Raw genomic sequence first — 15,501 nt, forward strand, 5'->3', positions numbered from 1 at the left:
GCGTACGCCACCGCGGCCTCCAGGTCCGCCCGGTCGGCCAGGCGCAGCTCACCCGTCTGCTCCCCCGTGGCCGGATTGAACACCGGCTGCGTCCGCTCGCCGACGCCCTCGGACTCCTCACCATTGAGGAAATGCGGAATGGTCCTGACAGTCATCTCATGTGCTCCTGTTGGGGTACTTCTCAACGTTGTGGGGTCTCTGGCCGGCCGTTGAGGGGTCTCTGGCGAACCGTTGTGGGGTCTCTGGCCGACTGTTGAGGGGTCAGCCGAGGAGGGGCCGCTGGCGCGACTTGTGGTCGGTGTAGGTCTGGAAGGCCTGCTGGGTGGATTCCAGCTCGGAGGCGCCGGAGACGGGCACGTCCCACCACGACTCCGAGCTGGGGGCGTCGATGAGCGGGTCCGACTCGATGTGGATCACGATCGGGCCGATGCCCTCCGGGGCGGCCTTGGCCTTGCCGATCGCGGCCTCGAGGTCGGCGATGGCGTTGGGGCCGGGCTCGATGCGGTACACGGTGACGCCGAGGCTCTCGGCGTTCGTGGCGAGGTCGATCGGGAGCTTCTCGCCGTCGTCGAACGTGTGGTGCTCCCGGTCCAGGGTGCGGTACTTGGTGCCGAAGCGCTGCGATCCGAGCTGCTCGGACAGCGCCCCGATCGAGGCGTAGCCGTGGTTCTGGATGAGCACGGTGATGAGCTTGATGCCCTCGGCGACGGCGCTGACGAGCTCGGTGTGCATCATCAGGTAGGAGCCGTCCCCGACCATGACGACGACGTCCCTGCTCTCCTCGCCCCGGGCGGTCCCGTCGAGGGCGGCGCGCTTGACGCCGAGCCCGCCGGGGATCTCGTAGCCCATGCAGGAGTACGCGTACTCGACGTGGTAGCCGAAGGGGTCTCGGACGCGCCACATCTTGTGCAGGTCGCCGGGCAGGGACCCGGCGGCGCAGATCACGACGTCGCGCGGATCCATCGCACGGTTGACCGCGCCGATGATCGCGTTCTGGCTCACGAGGGGCTCGTGGTCCTGGGCGAACGCGGCGTCGACCGTGCCATCCCAGCGGGCCTTCTCGTCGGCGACCACGCGCTCGAGCTCGCCGCTGACGCGGTAGCCGCCCACCGCCGCAGTGAGCGCCGCGAGCGCCTTGCGGGCGTCGGCGACGATCGGCAGCGAGGTTCCGTGCTTGTAGGCGTCGATGGCGGCGACGTTGATGTTCACGAACTGCACGCCGGGGTCCTGGAACGCGGTGCGGGAGGCGGTGGTGAAGTCCTCGTAGCGGGTGCCGATGCCGATCACTAGGTCGGCGTGGCGCACGAGGGCGTTCGCCGCCGTCGTGCCCGTCGAGCCGACGGCCCCGAGGGCCTGCGGGTGGTCCCAGGCGAGGGAGCCGACGCCGGCCTGGGTCCACCCGACCGGGATGCCGGTGGCCTCGGCGAAGGCGCGCAGCTGCTCGGTGGCGAAGGCGTAGAGCACGCCGCCGCCGGCGATGATGACCGGGCGCTGGGCGGCGCGGATGCGGCGGGCGGCCTCGGCGATGTCCTCGGCCTCGGGTTCCGGGCGGCGGATGCGCCACTCGCGCTCGGCGAGGAACTCCTCGGGGACGTCGAAGACCTCGGCCTGGACGTCCTGCGGCAGGGCGATGGTCACGGCGCCGGTCTCGGCCGGGTCGGTCAGGACCCGCAGGCCGTGCAGGAGCGCGGAGAAGAGCTGCTCGGGCCGGTTGACCCGGTCGAAGTACTTCGAGAGTGGCCGGAACGCGTCGTTGACCGTGATGTCGTAGCCGTGCGGCTGCTCGAGCTGCTGCAGGACGGGGTCCGCGGCCCGGGTCGCGAATGTGTCCGAGGGCAGGAGCAGGGCCGGCAGGCGGTTGGCCGTGGCCAGGGCCGCGCCCGTGAGCAGGTTGGACGAGCCCGGGCCGATCGAGGTCGAGACCGCGAAGGTCTGGCGGCGGCGGGTGTGGCGGGCGTAGCCGACCGCCTGGTGGGCCTGGGCCTGCTCGTTGCGGCCCTGGTAGTACGGCATGAGCGCCGGGTCGGCGACCTGCCACTGCTTGAGCGCCTGGCCGATGCCGGCCACATTGCCGTGGCCGAAGATCCCGAACATGCCGGGGATGAGCCGCTCGCGATAGGCGCCGCCTCCCGGGCCGCCCACCGAGTCGACCGTGTACTGGCGGCCCAGGAACTCGACGACCGCCTGGGCGACGGTCATCCTGCGGGTAGTGCTCACTGGGAAGCCTCCTTCGGCTTGATCTCTTCGGTGTGCAGCAGCGAGGCCGCGGCGGCGACGGCGCCGGCCACGTCGCCGTCGGCCGGGTAGAGCAGGGTGCGGCCCACGGTCAGGCCCTGCACCCCCGGCAGCGCAAGCGCGCGGCCCCACGAGGCGAACACCTCGTGCTGGTGCCCGGCCGGGTCCCCGCCCAGGAGCACCGTGGGCAGGGTCGTCGCCGCCATGACCCGCTCCATCTCGGCCACGACGGGCAGCTTCATCCACGTGTACGCACTCGTGGAGCCGAGGCCCTCGGCGATGGCGACCGACTTGACGACCGCCTCCGCGGAGAGGTCGTTCTTGACCTTGCCGTCCACCCAGGCCGAGAGGAAGGGCTCGACCATTGCGATGAGTCCGCGGGCAGCGAGCGCGTCGATCGCCTTCGCGGTGTTCTCGAGGATCGAGGCGGTGGCCGGGTCGCCGAGCGCGATGCGGGTGAGCATCTTGCCTCCGTCAGCACCGAGCGCGGCGAGGGCCTCGGCCGTGTGGCCTGTGAAGCGGTCGTCGAGCTCGTTGACGAACCCGGCGAGGCCGCCGCGGTTCATCGACCCGAAGACGAGCTTGCCCTCGAGCGCCCCCAGGAGGAGGAGGTCGTCCATGATGTCCGGGCTTGCGAGCACGCCGTCCACGGCCGGGTTGGCCAGGGCGACCTGGAGCCGGTCGAGCAGCTCCCGCCGGTCGGCCATGGCCTCGGGCCGGCCCTGCGCGGCCAGAGCCCCCCGGGCAGGGTGGTCGGCGGCGACGATGAAGTTCTGCTTCCCGAGCACGGGGCCGGGGTGGCGGCGGCGCGCCTTCGCGGCGCGGGCGATCGCCTGCGGGTCCTCGAGCCGGAGCTTGGTGAGGTGCTCGTAGCGGCGGGGGTCGTCGTCGTGCGCGTCCCGCAGCGGTGCCGCGCCGGCGTTCGTCTCGGTCGCGGCGCTCACTGGGCCACCGCCTCGGGGACGAGCCGGCCTCGTTCGGCCAGCAGCGAGGTGACCTCGGCCGGCGTCGGCATCGCGTCGGCGCACGAGAGCCGGGAGGCGACGATCGCGCCGGCGGCGTTGGCGTAGTCGAGGACCTGGGCCAGCGGCCACCCGGCCAGCAGGCCGTGGCAGAACGCCCCGCCGAACGAGTCGCCGGCGCCGAGGCCGTTGAGCGTCTCGACGGGGACGGGGGCGGAGACCACGCGCTCAGAACGGGTCTTGGCCATGACCCCCTCGGGGCCGAGCTTGACGACGGCGATCTCCACGCCCGCGGCCAGGAGGCGGTCGGCCTGCTCGTCCGGGGTGCCGTGGCCGACGGCGACCGCGCACTCCTCCTCGTTGCCGATCGCGACCGTGACGTGCGGCAGGACGCGGACGACCTGTTCGCGGGCGGCGTCCTCGGAATCCCAGAACATGGGGCGGTAGTCGAGGTCGAGGACCGTGAACTGGCCCTCGGCGAGCCCGGCCCGGGGGCGGCCCTCGTGGGCGGCGACGTGCGCGGAGCGGCTGGGCTCCTGGCACAGGCCTGTCACGGTGGACCAGAAGATCCGCGCGTCCCGGACCGCCTCGAGGTCGAGCTCGTCGGCCCGGATCTGCAGGTCCGGCGCCGTGGGGAAGCGGCCGTAGAAGTAGAGAGGGAACTCGTGCGTGGCCGGCATGATCGCGCAGAACGTCGCGGGGGTCTGCAGCCCCGCTACCGGGGTGACGAACCGGTCGTCCACGCCGAACTTGGCCAGCTCGCGGTGCAGGTAGGTGCCGAACGGGTCGTCGCCGGTGCGGGTCACGACGGCGGCGGCGCGGCCGTGGCGGGCGGCGGCGACGGCGACGTTCGACGGCGAGCCGCCCAGGTACTTGCCGAAGCTCGTCACGTCCGCCAGGCCGACGCCGATGTCATTGGGATAGATGTCGACGCTGATGCGCCCCATCGTGAGAACGTCGTAGGTCACTTCGCGGTGCCTTTCCTCATGCGCCCGGATGCCGGGCCGGCTTCGCTGCCTGTGGCGTCGGCCACAGGTCCAACTCTGCTACAGATTCAATGTCCTGTCAAAGGTTTGTACTGACAACTTGCCATGCCACCCTGCGGGCGGTCATCGGGCGGGGACCGCCAGCTCGCCGGTGACATACTGGGCGCGGCCGAATCCGAAGGACCAGTCCCCCGCGGTGTTCTCGACGTAGCCGATGAAGACGTCCTCGCCCGCCACGCCCGCGTCGCCGAGGCTGCGGGCCACCGCGGCGAAGAGCGACTCCTTGGCCGCCTGGCTGCGGCCGCCCTGCGTGAAGATCTGGATCATGACCACGCCGCTCGAGCGCTCGAAGCCCAGGCCGGCATCCTGCGCAACGATCTGCCCCGGCGCATGCTCGGTGACGATGTGGAAGTAGTCGCGTTCGGGGATGCGGTACTCGGCGAGGATGGCCTCGTGGATGGCCCGGCTGATGCGGGCGAGCTGCTCGCGGGTGCGGCCGGCAGTGACGTCGATGCGGACGAGGGGCATAGAGGCGAATCCTTCACTGCGGGTAATTTGTCCTGACAAATCAACCGTACGCCTCCGGCGCCGTTGCGGCAATATTTTGTCCTTACAAACTCTCCGGCGGAGGGACTTTGTCAGGTCAAGGGCGTCACATGCGGCGCCCCCCGGGCCCGCCCGTGAGAAGGTGAGAGGGCTCCCTCCCCTGCCGAAAGGATCCCCGTGACCCGCCGGATCAGCCGCACCGCGGCGCTGGCACTGATCGCCGTCGGCCTCATGTCCCTCAACTCGCGGGCCCCCGTCGTCGCCCTCGGCCCGGTGCTGGGCGACATCCAGCGCGACACGGGTCTGAGCGCCGCCGTCGTCGGCCTCCTCGCCTCGATCCCGGTGCTGTGCTTCGGGCTCGTGACCCCGGCCGCGGCCTGGCTCATGGGCAGGATCGGCATCAACCGCGCGGTCCTGTACTTCTTCGGCGGTCTGGCGGCCGGGGTCGCCATCCGCTCCTTCGGCGGCGCGCCGGGGGCGCTGATCGGCACCGTGGTGATCGGCGTGGCGATGACGATCGTCAATGTGGCCACGCCGCTGCTCGTGGGGCGCGACTTCCCCCTCCGCGCCGCGCTCATGACGGGCGTCACGACCGCTGCCGTGAACGTGGGCACCACGCTCGCCTCCGCACTGACCGCCCCGCTCGCCGCGGCGATCGGCTGGCAGGGCTCGCTCGTGTCCTGGCTCGGCCTCACGGCGATCGCCGCGGGCGCCTGGTTCTTCGTCTTCCCGCCGGGCAAGGACGGCCCCCGCTGGTCCGACGCCGACTTCCCGGGCCGGCTCGCCCAGGAGGCGGTACGTCGCCGGGCGGAGCTCAAGGCCGCGCAGGCGCAGCCCGGAAGCGAGACGGGCCCCCTGCCGATCGTCCCGCAGCCCGGGGTCAGCCGGGCCAACCGGCGCATGATGTGGCTGTTCACGCTCACGTTCGCCCTGCACAACGTGGGCTACTACGCCATGACCCTGTGGCTGCCCAGCTACCTCGTCCAGACCCAGGGGATGACGCCCTCCGAGGCGGGCCTCGGCGCGAGCCTCCTGCAGGTGTTCGCGATCGCGGGGCCCCTCCTCGTCCCGGCCCTGGCCCACCTGTTCGGGTGGGGGCCGATGCGCCTGTTCGCCCTCGTGGCCGCGTGCTGGGTCGTGCTCCCCGCGGGGCTCCTCGTGGCGCCGGGCCTGTGGATCCTGTGGGCGGTGCTGGGCGGGATCGCGCAGGGCGGCACGTTCACGGTCGTGTTCACGGTGGTGATCAACCGGGCCCGCTCGCTCGATGAGAACCGGCGGATGACGGCGCTCATCCAGTCGGTCGGCTACGCAGTCGCCTCGACCGGCCCCATCATCATGGGCGGGCTCCACGAGGCGGCCGGCAACTGGCAGGCCCCCCTCGCCCTGGTCCTCGGCGCGCTCGTAGTGATGGCAGCCTCGGGCTTCCTCGCGATCCGCTCCCACGGGCCGGCGCCGCAGCGGGCCTGACCCGCGCACGACGCCGCCCCTCCCCTCCCGCCGCCGGCGCGCCTAGCATCGTGGCAGGGGAGGAACCCTGTGCGGAAGGAGACGGTCATGCTGCCGCCATCAGTCCAGGCGTTCATCGACGCCGAGATCGCGGCGAGCACCGCCGACTTCTCGGACCTCCGCGCCGTGTACCTCAACGGCACGCTCAAGCGCAGCCCTGAGCAGAGCCACACCGACGGCCTGATCGCCGTGAGCAGGCATGTCCTCGAGGGCGTGGGCGCCCGCGTGGACGAGATCCGGGCCGTGGACCACGACATCCCGCCCGGCGTCTACCCGGACATGCGGGGGCACGGGTGGGAGACCGACGCGTTCCCGGACCTGTACCGCTCGCTCATCGAGCCCGCGGACATCGTGGTCCTCGCGACGCCCACGTGGCTGGGGGACCAGTCCTCGGTGACGCGGAAGGTGGTCGAGCGGCTCTACGGGTACTCGGGCGAGGCCAACGAGCGCGGCCAGTGGGCGTACTACGGGAAGGTCGGCGGCGTGATCGTCACCGGCAACGAGGACGGCGGCAAGCACTGCGCCGCGCAGCTGCTGTACGCCCTCAGCCACATCGGCTTCACCATCCCGCCCCAGGCGGACGCGTACTGGAACGGCGAGGCAGGCCCCGGACCGTCCTACCTCGACGACAATCGGGGCGCGCGCAACCACTGGACCACGCGCAATGCGGTCTTCGCCGCGTGGAACATGCTCCACACGGCGCGGCGGATCAGGGATGCCGGCGGGATCCCCGCGCACGGCAACGTGGTCGCGAACTGGGACCTCTCCAACCCCGACCACCCCAACCCCGAGTACCGCGGATAGCCCGGGAGCCCAGGCAGGCGCACACTGAGGGGGTGAGCGCTGCAGGCGGCCGGGACGTGCGCACGGTGGCGGTGTTCGTCGCGGCGGTGGTCGTCACGGGCGGCAACGCCGTCGCGATCCGCTACAGCAACCGCGAGCTCGACCCGCTGTTCGGCGCCGCGGCTCGCTTCGCGGTCGCGGCCCTCGTCTTCGCAGCTGTCGCGGCCGCCGGCCACCGGGCCTGGCCGCGGGGAAGGGCCCTGGCCGGGGCGCTGCTGTACGGGCTGCTCAACTTCGGCCTGGCCTACGGCTTCATCTACGAGGCCCTCCGCGAGGTGCACGCGGGGCTCGCGCAGATCGTGCTCGCCTCCGTGCCCGTGGCCACGCTGCTGATCGCCGCCGGCGCCGGGGTCGAGGCGTTCAGCTGGCGCCGGTTCGCGGGCACGCTCGTGGCCGTCGCCGGCATCGCCGTGGTCAGCGGGGCGGGCACGACGGCGTTCTCCGCCTCCTCGCTCCTGGGCATCGCCGGCATGGCCGCAGCCGCGGTCTCCATCGGCGCTGGCGCCGTGGTCGTCAAGGTCTTCCCGCCGGTCCCGGGCGCCCCGCTCAACGCGGTCGGGATGGCCGTGGGTGCGGTGGCCCTGGCCGTGGCCTCGCCCCTGGCCGGCGAGCGCTGGAGGGTGCCGGTGCGCGGGGAGACGTTCGCGGCGTTCGGCTTCCTCGTCGTCTCGACGCTCATCCTCTTCGCGGCGTTCCTGTACGTGCTGCGGCGCTGGAGTGCCTCGGCGACCTCCTACCAGTTCCTGTTCGTGCCCATCCCGGCGGTCATCGTCTCCTCGCTGCTCGACTCCGAGCCGCTCACCCCAGCACTGTTCCTCGGGGGCCTGCTCGTGCTCGCCGGCAGCTACCTGGGCCTGCGGGCCGGACGGAGGGGCGCGCGGGGGGACGGCCGCACGGCAGAAGGCCCCCTCCCGGGGGACGCCGCCGCCAGGACGGACGTCCCCGGAAGGTGACCTTCGCGGGGCGCTGCGGCTACCGCAGCACCACGGTGCGGCTGCCGTTGAGGATCACACGACCCTCGCAGTGCCAGCGCACCGCGTTGGAGAGCGCCTTGCACTCGGCGTCCCGGCCCACCGCCACGAGGTCCTCGGGCGCGTGGGTGTGGTCCACCTCGATGACCTGCTGGGCGATGATCGGCCCCTCGTCGAGCTCGGCGTTGACGTAGTGGGCCGTGGCCCCCACGGTCTTGACCCCGCGCTCCCACGCCTGGTGGTAGGGCTTGGCGCCCTTGAACGAGGGCAGGAACGAGTGGTGGATGTTGATCACCCGGCCCGACATCTTCGTGGCGAGCTGGTCGGAGAGGACCTGCATGTAGCGCGCGAGCACCACGAGCTCCACCGCGTACGCGTCCACGAGCGCCAGGAGCTTGGCCTCGGCCTCGGGCTTGCTGTCCGGGGTCACCGGGATGTGGTGGTAGGGGATGCCGTGCCACTCCACGAGGCCGCGGTGGTCCTCGTGGTTGGAGACCACTCCCACGATCTCGATCGGCAGCTCGCCGACCCGCGCCCGGAAGAGCAGGTCGTTGAGGCAGTGGCCGAACTTGGAGACCATGAGCAGCACGCGCGTCCGCTCCCCTGCCGGGCGCAGCTTCCACTCCATGCCGAACCGCGCCGCGACGGGTGCGAACTCCGCGCGGAGGCGATCGCCGTCGTCGTCCGCCCCGGCGGCGGTGCCGCCGTCGGCGACGGGTGCCTCGAAGTGCACCCGCATGAAGAAGTGGCCCCCGCGGCGGTCCCCGAACTGCTTGATGTCCACGATGTCGCATCCGCGCTCGGCGAGGAACCCGGAGACCGCGTACACGATCCCGGGCCCCTCGGCGCAGTCGAGCGTCAGGACGTACTCGCGCGCCTGGCCCGCCATGGCCTACCGCACCTCCGGCGCAAGGTCCTCGCGGACCGCGAATTCGCGCATCGCGTCGATGAGCCAGCGGCCCACGTGGTCGGCGAAGGACGCGCGCGGCAGGACGCGGTACGTCTCCTCCCCCGTCTTCCACACGAGGACGGGCACGTGGTCCAGGACCGTCGCGATGGCCGTGCCGGCGGCGAAGTGCCGCGGGTGCAGGTCGAACGAGACGCCTTTCTCCAGGACCGCGCGGGCGTTCGGGCCGGTGAGCTCGAACGTGGTCCGGTTCGCGGAGAGGTCGACGACGGCTCCCGGGGTCCGCGCGCCGGCCTCGCCGAGGGCGGTGCCCACCCGGGCGGCCTCGGCGGCCCCGCGGTCCTCGGCGGCGGAGGTCGGCGTCTCATCGCCCACGGCGAGGAACTCGTCCGGCCCGATCCACAGGACGGTGTAGCCGGTGCCCGCGGTGGTCTCCCCGTGCGCGGCAGGCAGGGCGGCCCCGAGCGCCGACTCGAGGGCGGCGGCCCCCGCCGACCCGGGCACGGCGCGCAGGCCGAGCTGGGTCAGGAACGGGACCTCGCGGACGGCCACGGCGCGGTCTCCCGCGACGGCCGCCGCGGCGAACGCACCGGAGAGGTGGGCCGCGGGGCTGCGGCGCAGGGCCGGAGCTCCGGCGGTGGTCGGAGCGGCAGTCACTTCAGCAATCGTCTCAGCCATCACGGCGCTTCCCTTCGGGGTCAAAGAGGACGGTTTCACCGACCAGGACGTCAACGACCCGGTCCCCGGCGACGGCGGTGAGCGTCTCGCCGATGCGGTTGCGGCCGTTCTTGATGAGTGCGAGGGCGAAGGACCGCCCCAGCGCCGCCGAGTGGTAGCTCGACGTGACGTGGCCCTGCATGGGCACGGGCCCGTAGGCGGGGTTGAGGGCGATGCCATGCTCGACCACCTGGGTGCCCTCCGGGAGGCGGAAGGCCGGGTCGACGGGCAGCAGGGACACGAGGTGCTTGCGGTCCACGCGGGCGGTGTCGAGACGCGAGTAGGAGCGCTTGCCCACAAAGTCCTTGGCCTTGGAGACGATCCACTCCATGCCGGCGTCCTGCGGGGTCACGGTGCCGTCGGTGTCCTGGCCGACGATCGGGTAGCCCTTCTCGGCGCGCAGCACGTGCATGGTCTCGGTGCCGTACGGGGTGATGTTGAACTCGGCGCCGGCCTCGGCCACGTCCTCCCAGACCTGCAGCCCGTACCAGGCGGCGACGTTGATCTCGTAGGCGAGCTCGCCGGAGAACGAGATGCGGCACACGCGGGCCGGGATGCCGGAGGCGAGGACGGTGTCGCGCCAGGCCATGAACGGGAAGGCGTCGTTGTCGACGTCGAGCTCCGGGGCCACCTTGGCGATGACCGCGCGGGACTTCGGGCCGACCACGGCGACCGTGGTCCACTGCTCGGTCACGGACGAGAAGTTCACGTCCAGCTCGGGCCACTCGGTCTGGTGCCACTCCTCGAGCCAGTCCAGGACCTTTGCGGCGCCGCCGGTGGTGGTGGTCATGAAGTAGCGGTCCTGGTCGAGCCGCAGGGTGACGCCGTCGTCGAAGATCATCCCGTCCGGGCCGCACATGACGCCGTAGCGGCCCATGCCCGGGGCGAGCTTCTTGAACGCGTTGGTGTAGATCCGGTTGAGGAACTCGCCGGAGTCGGCGCCCCAGATCTCGATCTTGCCCAGGGTGGTGGCGTCCATGAAGCCCACGGACTCGCGCACCGCGGCGCACTCGCGCAGCACCGCCTCGTCCATGGTCTCCTCGCCCTGCGGGAAGTACCACGGGCGGAGCCACTGGCCCACGAACTCGAACTTCGCGCCGTGCTCCACGTGCCACGGGTGGATCGAGGTGATCCGCTCGGGGTCGAACAGCTCCCCGCGCTTGCGGCCGGCCACCGCCGCGAACGCGACGGGGGCGTACGGGGCGCGGAACGTCGTCGTGCCGATCTGCCCGATGCCGGGGGCGTCGCCGTCCCCCTTGAGCGCCGCGGCGATGACGCCGATCGCGTTCACGCCCGAGGTCTTGCCCTGGTCGTTGGCGGTGGAGATCGAGGTGTAGCGCTTGATGTGCTCGACCGAGCGCATGCCGGCGCCGGTCGCGCGGAGGACGTCGTGCACGGTCTGGTCACGCTGGAAGTCCACGAAGTGGGTGTTCCAGTCGGCCGGCCCGCCGGTCTCGCCCGGCACGAGCCAGAGCTGGCGCGTCGGGGCCGAGGCCACGGCTTGGTGGGAGGACACCGCGGTGGCGTGCTGGCCGGCCTCGGTGATGAAGCCCGCGTTGAAGGCCGCGACGGCGCCAGCGTGGGCGCCCTCGGAGACCACGTCCGACGTGGCGTAGGAGCCGCGGGCCGAGCCCACGACCTGCTGCGCCTCAACGGTGCCGGCGGGGACGAAGCCGGCGAGGTCCTCGTCCCAGCGCAGCTTGCCCTGCCGCTGGCTGAACAGGTGCACCACGGGGCTCCAGCCGCCCGAGACAGCCAGGAGGTCCGCCTCGATCCGCTCGCCCTCGCCGGTCAGCTCCCCGTCCGCAGTGAGGCCGCGGACGACGACGGCGCCCAGCCGGGTGCCGGTGCCCGCCTCGGTGCCGCTCACCGCGGAGCCGGCGAGGACGCGGATGCCGGCGGCCTCGGCCGCGCGGGCGGCCTCGGTCTTCTCGGCGCGGGCGTCGACGACGGCGCCGACGGTCACGCCCGCGGCGGCCAGGTCGAGGGCCGTGGCGTAGGCGGAGTCGTTGGTGGTGAAGACGACCGCGGAGGAGCCGGGGAGCACGCCGTAGCGGTTGAGGTAGGTTCGGGCGGCCGAGGCGAGCATGATGCCCGGGCGGTCGTTGTCCGCGAACACGATCGGGCGCTCGTGGGCGCCGGTGGCGAGGACCACCTGGGCGGCGCGGATGTGCCACAGCCGCTGGCGGGAGACGCCCTGGGCGCCCAGCTCGCGGGCCCGCTCCGTGCCGAGGTGGTCGGTGCGGGACTCGAGGGCCACGATGTAGTTCGAGTCGTAGGAGCCGAACGCGTTCGTGCGGGTCAGCACGGTCACCTCGTCCGCGGCGGCGAGCTCGGCGGCGGCCGCCGCGACCCACTCGGGAGCGGCGACGCCGTCGACCGTCTCGGCGGGGGCGGAGAGCAGCGAGCCGCCCAGCTCCGGCTGGTCGTCGACCAGGATCACGCGGGCGCCGGTCCTGGCGGCCTCGCGGGCTGCGGCGAGGCCGGAGGGGCCGCCGCCGACCACGAGGACGTCGGTGTGGACGTGCTTCTTGTCGTAGACGGCCTCGTCCTTGCGCGGGTCGAGCTGCCCGAGGCCCGAGAGGTACTGGGCGGCCAGGCCGTCGGTGAGCTCCACGATCGGGGCCGGGAGCATCGACTCGTCGACGCCGCCGGCGCCGCGCTGGAGGACCTTGAGCAGGGCGTTGGGCTCCTCGACGCCGGCGGCGAGGATGCCGCGGGGGCGGCCCAGGTACAGGGACGGGGCGGTCTCGATGACGCCGTTGGCGAGCAGGGCCGAGGCAATGGTGTCGCCGGCGAAGCCCGTGTACTCGGTCCCGTCCACGGTGAACGTCAGGGCCTTCTCGCGGTCGATCCGCGCGCCCTGCGCCTTCTCGGCCGGGAGACGGTGGCTCTGGGATGCGGGGCTCACTTCTGGCCTCCATTCGTGGCTGCTGCGGTGGCCGCCGCTGGTGCGGCGCCGGTGTAGATGCTCTTGAACTCGTAGGTGACCGTGTCGCGGACGGCGTTGAACCACTTCCGGCACCCGGCGGAGTGCACCCAGCGCTCGGCGAAGGCTCCCTTGGGGTTCTCCCGGTAGAACAGGTACCGCGACCACTCGGCGTCGGTCAGCTCGGCGGGGTTCTCGGGGTAGGCGATGTGGGCCTGGCCGCCGTAGTGGAACTCGGTCTCGTCCCGCGGCCCGCAGTTCGGGCAGGTGATGAGCAGCATGCTCGTGCTCCTTTCGGGTGCGTCAGTGGGCGACGGCTGCGGCGCCGTGCTCGTCGATGAGGGCGCCGGTCTCGAAGCGCTCGAGGGCGAAGGGCAGGTTGAGGGCGTGCGGCTCGCCGGTGGCGATCGTGTGGGCCATGGTCCAGCCGGCGCCGGGCGTGCCCTTGAAGCCGCCGGTGCCCCAGCCGCAGTTGACGTACATGTTCTCGACCGGGGCCTTGCCCACGATCGGGGACGCGTCGAGGGTGACGTCCACGATCCCGCCCCACGTGCGCAGCAGGTGCGCCCGGGCGAAGATCGGGAACAGCTCGACGGCCGCGGCCATCTGCTCCTCGATGACGTGGAACGCGCCGCGCTGGCCGTACCCGTTGTACGAGTCGATGCCGGCACCCATGACGAGCTCGCCCTTGTGCGCCTGCGAGACGTAGACGTGGACGTGGTTGGACATGACCACCGTGGGGTGGACCTTCTCGTGGAGCTCGGAGACGAGCGCCTGGAGCGGGTGGGACTGGATCGGCAGGTCGAAGCCGGCGAGCTTGGCGAGGACCGAGGAGTGGCCGGCGGCGCAGAGCGCGACCTTGCCGGTGTTGATGGTGCCCCGGTTCGTCTTCACGCCGACCACGCGGTTGCCGTCCTTGACGAAGCCGGTGACCTCGCAGTTCTGGATGATGTCGACGCCGAGCTCGTCCGCCTTGCGGGCGAAGGCCCAGGCGACGTGGTCGTGCTTGGCGATGCCCGCGCGCGGCTGGTAGGTCGCGCCGAGGACGGGGTAGCGGATGTCCTCGCTCGTGTTGATGATCGGGCAGAGCTCCTTGACCTGGTCCGCGTCCAGCCACTCGGCGTCCACACCATTGAGCTTGTTCGCGCCCACGCGGCGGACCGACTCGCGTACGTCCTGGAGCGTGTGCGCGAGGTTCATGACGCCGCGCTGGCTGAACAGGAAGTCGTACTCGAGCTCGTCGGGCAGGGCCTCCCACAGCTTGAGGGAGTGCTCGTAGATCGCCGCGGACTCGTCCCACAGGTAGTTCGAGCGGATGATCGTGGTGTTGCGGGCCATGTTCCCGCCTGCGAGCCAGCCGCGCTCGAGGACCGCGATGTTGGTCATGCCGTGGTGGGCCGCGAGGTAGTACGCGGTGGCGAGGCCGTGGCCGCCGCCGCCCACGATCACGGCGTCGTAGGAGGGCTTCGGGTCCGGGTTGCGCCAGAGGAAGTCCGGGTGTTCGGGCAGGAGGTCCGCCATCACTGGGCTCCGTTCTCGGTGGAGGCCCCGGACTCGGCCGGGGTCAGGTTCGGGTAGAGGGGGTCCTTGTCGGCCAGGACCGCCACGCGGGAGCGCAGCGAGGCGGCGAGCTCGTCGTCGAACTCGGGCGCCAGGGCGGCCGCGATGATGTCGGCGACCTCGGTGAACTCGGCGGCGCCGAAGCCGCGGGTCGCGAGCGCGGGGGTGCCAATCCGCAGGCCCGAGGACACCATCGGGGGGCGCGGGTCGAACGGGACGGCGTTGCGGTTGACCGTGATGCCGATGCGGTGGAGGCGGTCCTCGCCCTGCTGGCCGTCGAGCTCGGAGTGGCGCAGGTCCACGAGGACCAGGTGGACGTCGGTGCCGCCGTTGACGACGCCGATCCCCGCCTCGGCGAGGTCGGGCTGGGTGAGCCGGTCGGCCAGGATGCGGGCGCCCTCGAGGGTGCGGCGCTGCCGGTCGGCGAACTCCTCGCTCGCAGCGAACTTGAAGGCGACGGCCTTGCCCGCGATCACGTGCTCGAGCGGGCCGCCCTGCTGGCCCGGGAACACGGCCGAGTTGACCTTCTTGGCCAGCGCGGGATCGTTGGTGAGGATGATGCCGCCGCGCGGGCCGCCGAGGGTCTTGTGGGTCGTGGTGGTGGTGACGTGGGCGTGCGGGACCGGGTTCGGGTGCAGGCCGGTGGCGACGAGGCCGGCGAAGTGGCTCATGTCCACGAGCAGGAATGCGCCCACCTTGTCCGCGATGCGGCGGAACTCGGCGAAGTCCAGCTGGCGGCTGTAGGCGGACCAGCCCGCGATCATGAGCTGGGGCCGGTGCTCCTCGGCCAGGCGCTCGACCTCGGCCATGTCGATCCTGTGGTCCTTCTCGGACACCTGGTACGGGACCACCTTGTAGAGCTTGCCGGAGAAGTTGAGCTTCATCCCGTGCGTGAGGTGGCCGCCGTGGGCGAGGTCGAGGCCCATGATCGTGTCGCCGGGCTGGATGAGCGCGTGCATCGCGGCGGCGTTGGCCTGGGCGCCCGAATGCGGCTGGACGTTGGCGAACTCGGCGCCGAACAGGGCCTTGGCACGGTCGATCGCGAGCTGCTCGATGACGTCCACGTGCTCGCAGCCGCCGTAGTACCGCCTGCCCGGGTAGCCCTCGGCGTACTTGTTCGTCAGCACGGAGCCCTGCGCCTCCATGACGGCGGTGGGCGCGAAGTTCTCGCTCGCGATCATCTCGAGCGTTCCCTGCTGCCGGCGGAGCTCGGCGGCGATGGCCTCGGCCACCTCGGGATCGGCCTGGGCCAGTGGGAGATCGAGAAGGTTCTCCATCATGCCTCCTTCGGTCTGACATCGACGTTGATATCTGACTAATAATCAACTGATATATTAGT

General features: G+C 71.9%; 13 protein-coding genes and 1 pseudogene. 3 read left to right on the top strand and 11 right to left on the bottom strand.

Annotated features, from left to right (window positions below; genetic code table 11):
* The 5 genes and pseudogenes from ACYVKZ_RS04985 to ACYVKZ_RS05005 form a co-directional block, all read right to left on the bottom strand.
* Nucleotides 1-155, bottom strand: a pseudogene (locus ACYVKZ_RS04985) (methylmalonate-semialdehyde dehydrogenase (CoA acylating)); the annotation flags it as partial.
* A 106-nt stretch (nucleotides 156-261) separates the two neighbouring features.
* Nucleotides 262-2,199, bottom strand: coding sequence for a 3D-(3,5/4)-trihydroxycyclohexane-1,2-dione acylhydrolase (decyclizing) (gene iolD / locus ACYVKZ_RS04990; RefSeq protein WP_460991089.1), 1,938 nt, complete (start codon nucleotides 2,197-2,199; stop codon nucleotides 262-264).
* A 14-nt stretch (nucleotides 2,200-2,213) separates the two neighbouring features.
* Nucleotides 2,214-3,179 carry a Cgl0159 family (beta/alpha)8-fold protein gene (locus ACYVKZ_RS04995; protein ID WP_460990971.1) on the bottom strand — a complete coding sequence of 322 codons (966 nt, stop codon included), beginning with the start codon at nucleotides 3,177-3,179 and terminating at the stop codon, nucleotides 2,214-2,216.
* Nucleotides 3,176-4,165, bottom strand: a complete 990-nt coding sequence (gene iolC / locus ACYVKZ_RS05000; RefSeq protein WP_460990972.1) for a 5-dehydro-2-deoxygluconokinase — start codon at nucleotides 4,163-4,165, stop codon at nucleotides 3,176-3,178. Before iolC ends, ACYVKZ_RS04995 begins: the two co-directional genes overlap by 4 nt.
* Nucleotides 4,166-4,306: 141 nt before the next feature.
* Complete coding sequence (locus ACYVKZ_RS05005; protein ID WP_460990973.1) at nucleotides 4,307-4,711, bottom strand: tautomerase family protein; 405 nt, start codon at nucleotides 4,709-4,711, stop codon at nucleotides 4,307-4,309.
* Nucleotides 4,712-4,906: 195 nt separating this feature from the next.
* Between ACYVKZ_RS05005 and ACYVKZ_RS05010 the strand changes: the two genes are divergently transcribed.
* The 3 genes from ACYVKZ_RS05010 (at nucleotide 4,907) to ACYVKZ_RS05020 (ending at nucleotide 8,031) form a co-directional block, all read left to right on the top strand.
* Complete coding sequence (locus tag ACYVKZ_RS05010) at nucleotides 4,907-6,196, top strand: MFS transporter (RefSeq protein WP_460990974.1); 1,290 nt, start codon at nucleotides 4,907-4,909, stop codon at nucleotides 6,194-6,196.
* 87 nt (nucleotides 6,197-6,283) lie between these two features.
* Nucleotides 6,284-7,039: a flavodoxin family protein gene (locus ACYVKZ_RS05015; RefSeq protein ID WP_307008588.1), complete on the top strand. Its 756-nt coding sequence runs from the start codon at nucleotides 6,284-6,286 to the stop codon at nucleotides 7,037-7,039.
* A gap of 32 nt (nucleotides 7,040-7,071) precedes the next feature.
* Complete coding sequence (locus ACYVKZ_RS05020) at nucleotides 7,072-8,031, top strand: DMT family transporter (RefSeq protein WP_460990975.1); 960 nt, start codon at nucleotides 7,072-7,074, stop codon at nucleotides 8,029-8,031.
* A gap of 19 nt (nucleotides 8,032-8,050) precedes the next feature.
* Here the strand turns inward: ACYVKZ_RS05020 and purU are convergent, their stop codons facing one another.
* Genes purU through glyA form a run of 6 tightly spaced genes read right to left on the bottom strand, consistent with a single transcriptional unit; the run spans nucleotide 8,051 to nucleotide 15,442 of the window.
* Nucleotides 8,051-8,938, bottom strand: a complete 888-nt coding sequence (purU, locus tag ACYVKZ_RS05025; protein WP_460990976.1) for a formyltetrahydrofolate deformylase — start codon at nucleotides 8,936-8,938, stop codon at nucleotides 8,051-8,053.
* A gap of 3 nt (nucleotides 8,939-8,941) precedes the next feature.
* A complete protein-coding gene (locus ACYVKZ_RS05030; protein ID WP_460990977.1) occupies nucleotides 8,942-9,613 on the bottom strand; it encodes a sarcosine oxidase subunit gamma in 672 nt (223 codons plus the stop codon).
* 13 nt (nucleotides 9,614-9,626) lie between these two features.
* Nucleotides 9,627-12,584 carry a 2Fe-2S iron-sulfur cluster-binding protein gene (locus tag ACYVKZ_RS05035; protein ID WP_460990978.1) on the bottom strand — a complete coding sequence of 986 codons (2,958 nt, stop codon included), beginning with the start codon at nucleotides 12,582-12,584 and terminating at the stop codon, nucleotides 9,627-9,629.
* On the bottom strand, nucleotides 12,581-12,883 hold the full coding sequence (locus ACYVKZ_RS05040) for a sarcosine oxidase subunit delta (RefSeq protein ID WP_460990979.1): 303 nt from the start codon (nucleotides 12,881-12,883) through the stop codon (nucleotides 12,581-12,583). Before ACYVKZ_RS05040 ends, ACYVKZ_RS05035 begins: the two co-directional genes overlap by 4 nt.
* A gap of 22 nt (nucleotides 12,884-12,905) precedes the next feature.
* Entirely contained in the window at nucleotides 12,906-14,123 is a 1,218-nt protein-coding gene (locus tag ACYVKZ_RS05045) for a sarcosine oxidase subunit beta family protein (RefSeq protein ID WP_066496360.1), read from the bottom strand.
* Nucleotides 14,123-15,442, bottom strand: a complete 1,320-nt coding sequence (glyA, locus tag ACYVKZ_RS05050; RefSeq protein WP_460990980.1) for a serine hydroxymethyltransferase — start codon at nucleotides 15,440-15,442, stop codon at nucleotides 14,123-14,125. The genes ACYVKZ_RS05045 and glyA overlap by 1 nt, the downstream gene beginning before the upstream one ends.
* Nucleotides 15,443-15,501 lie beyond the last annotated feature (59 nt).

This window comes from Sinomonas soli, from assembly GCF_054782415.1.

Bases quoted from the DNA above. Each gene is read 5' to 3' on its own strand.
- ACYVKZ_RS05015 (WP_307008588.1), top strand. From the start codon at position 6,284: ATGCTGCCGCCATCAGTCCAGGCGTTCATCGACGCCGAGATCGCGGCG.
- iolD (WP_460991089.1), bottom strand. From the start codon at position 2,199: ATGACCGTCGCCCAGGCGGTCGTCGAGTTCCTGGGCCGCCAGTACACG.
- ACYVKZ_RS05045 (WP_066496360.1), bottom strand. From the start codon at position 14,123: ATGGCGGACCTCCTGCCCGAACACCCGGACTTCCTCTGGCGCAACCCG.
- purU (WP_460990976.1), bottom strand. From the start codon at position 8,938: ATGGCGGGCCAGGCGCGCGAGTACGTCCTGACGCTCGACTGCGCCGAG.
- ACYVKZ_RS05040 (WP_460990979.1), bottom strand. From the start codon at position 12,883: ATGCTGCTCATCACCTGCCCGAACTGCGGGCCGCGGGACGAGACCGAG.
- glyA (WP_460990980.1), bottom strand. From the start codon at position 15,442: ATGATGGAGAACCTTCTCGATCTCCCACTGGCCCAGGCCGATCCCGAG.
- ACYVKZ_RS05005 (WP_460990973.1), bottom strand. From the start codon at position 4,711: ATGCCCCTCGTCCGCATCGACGTCACTGCCGGCCGCACCCGCGAGCAG.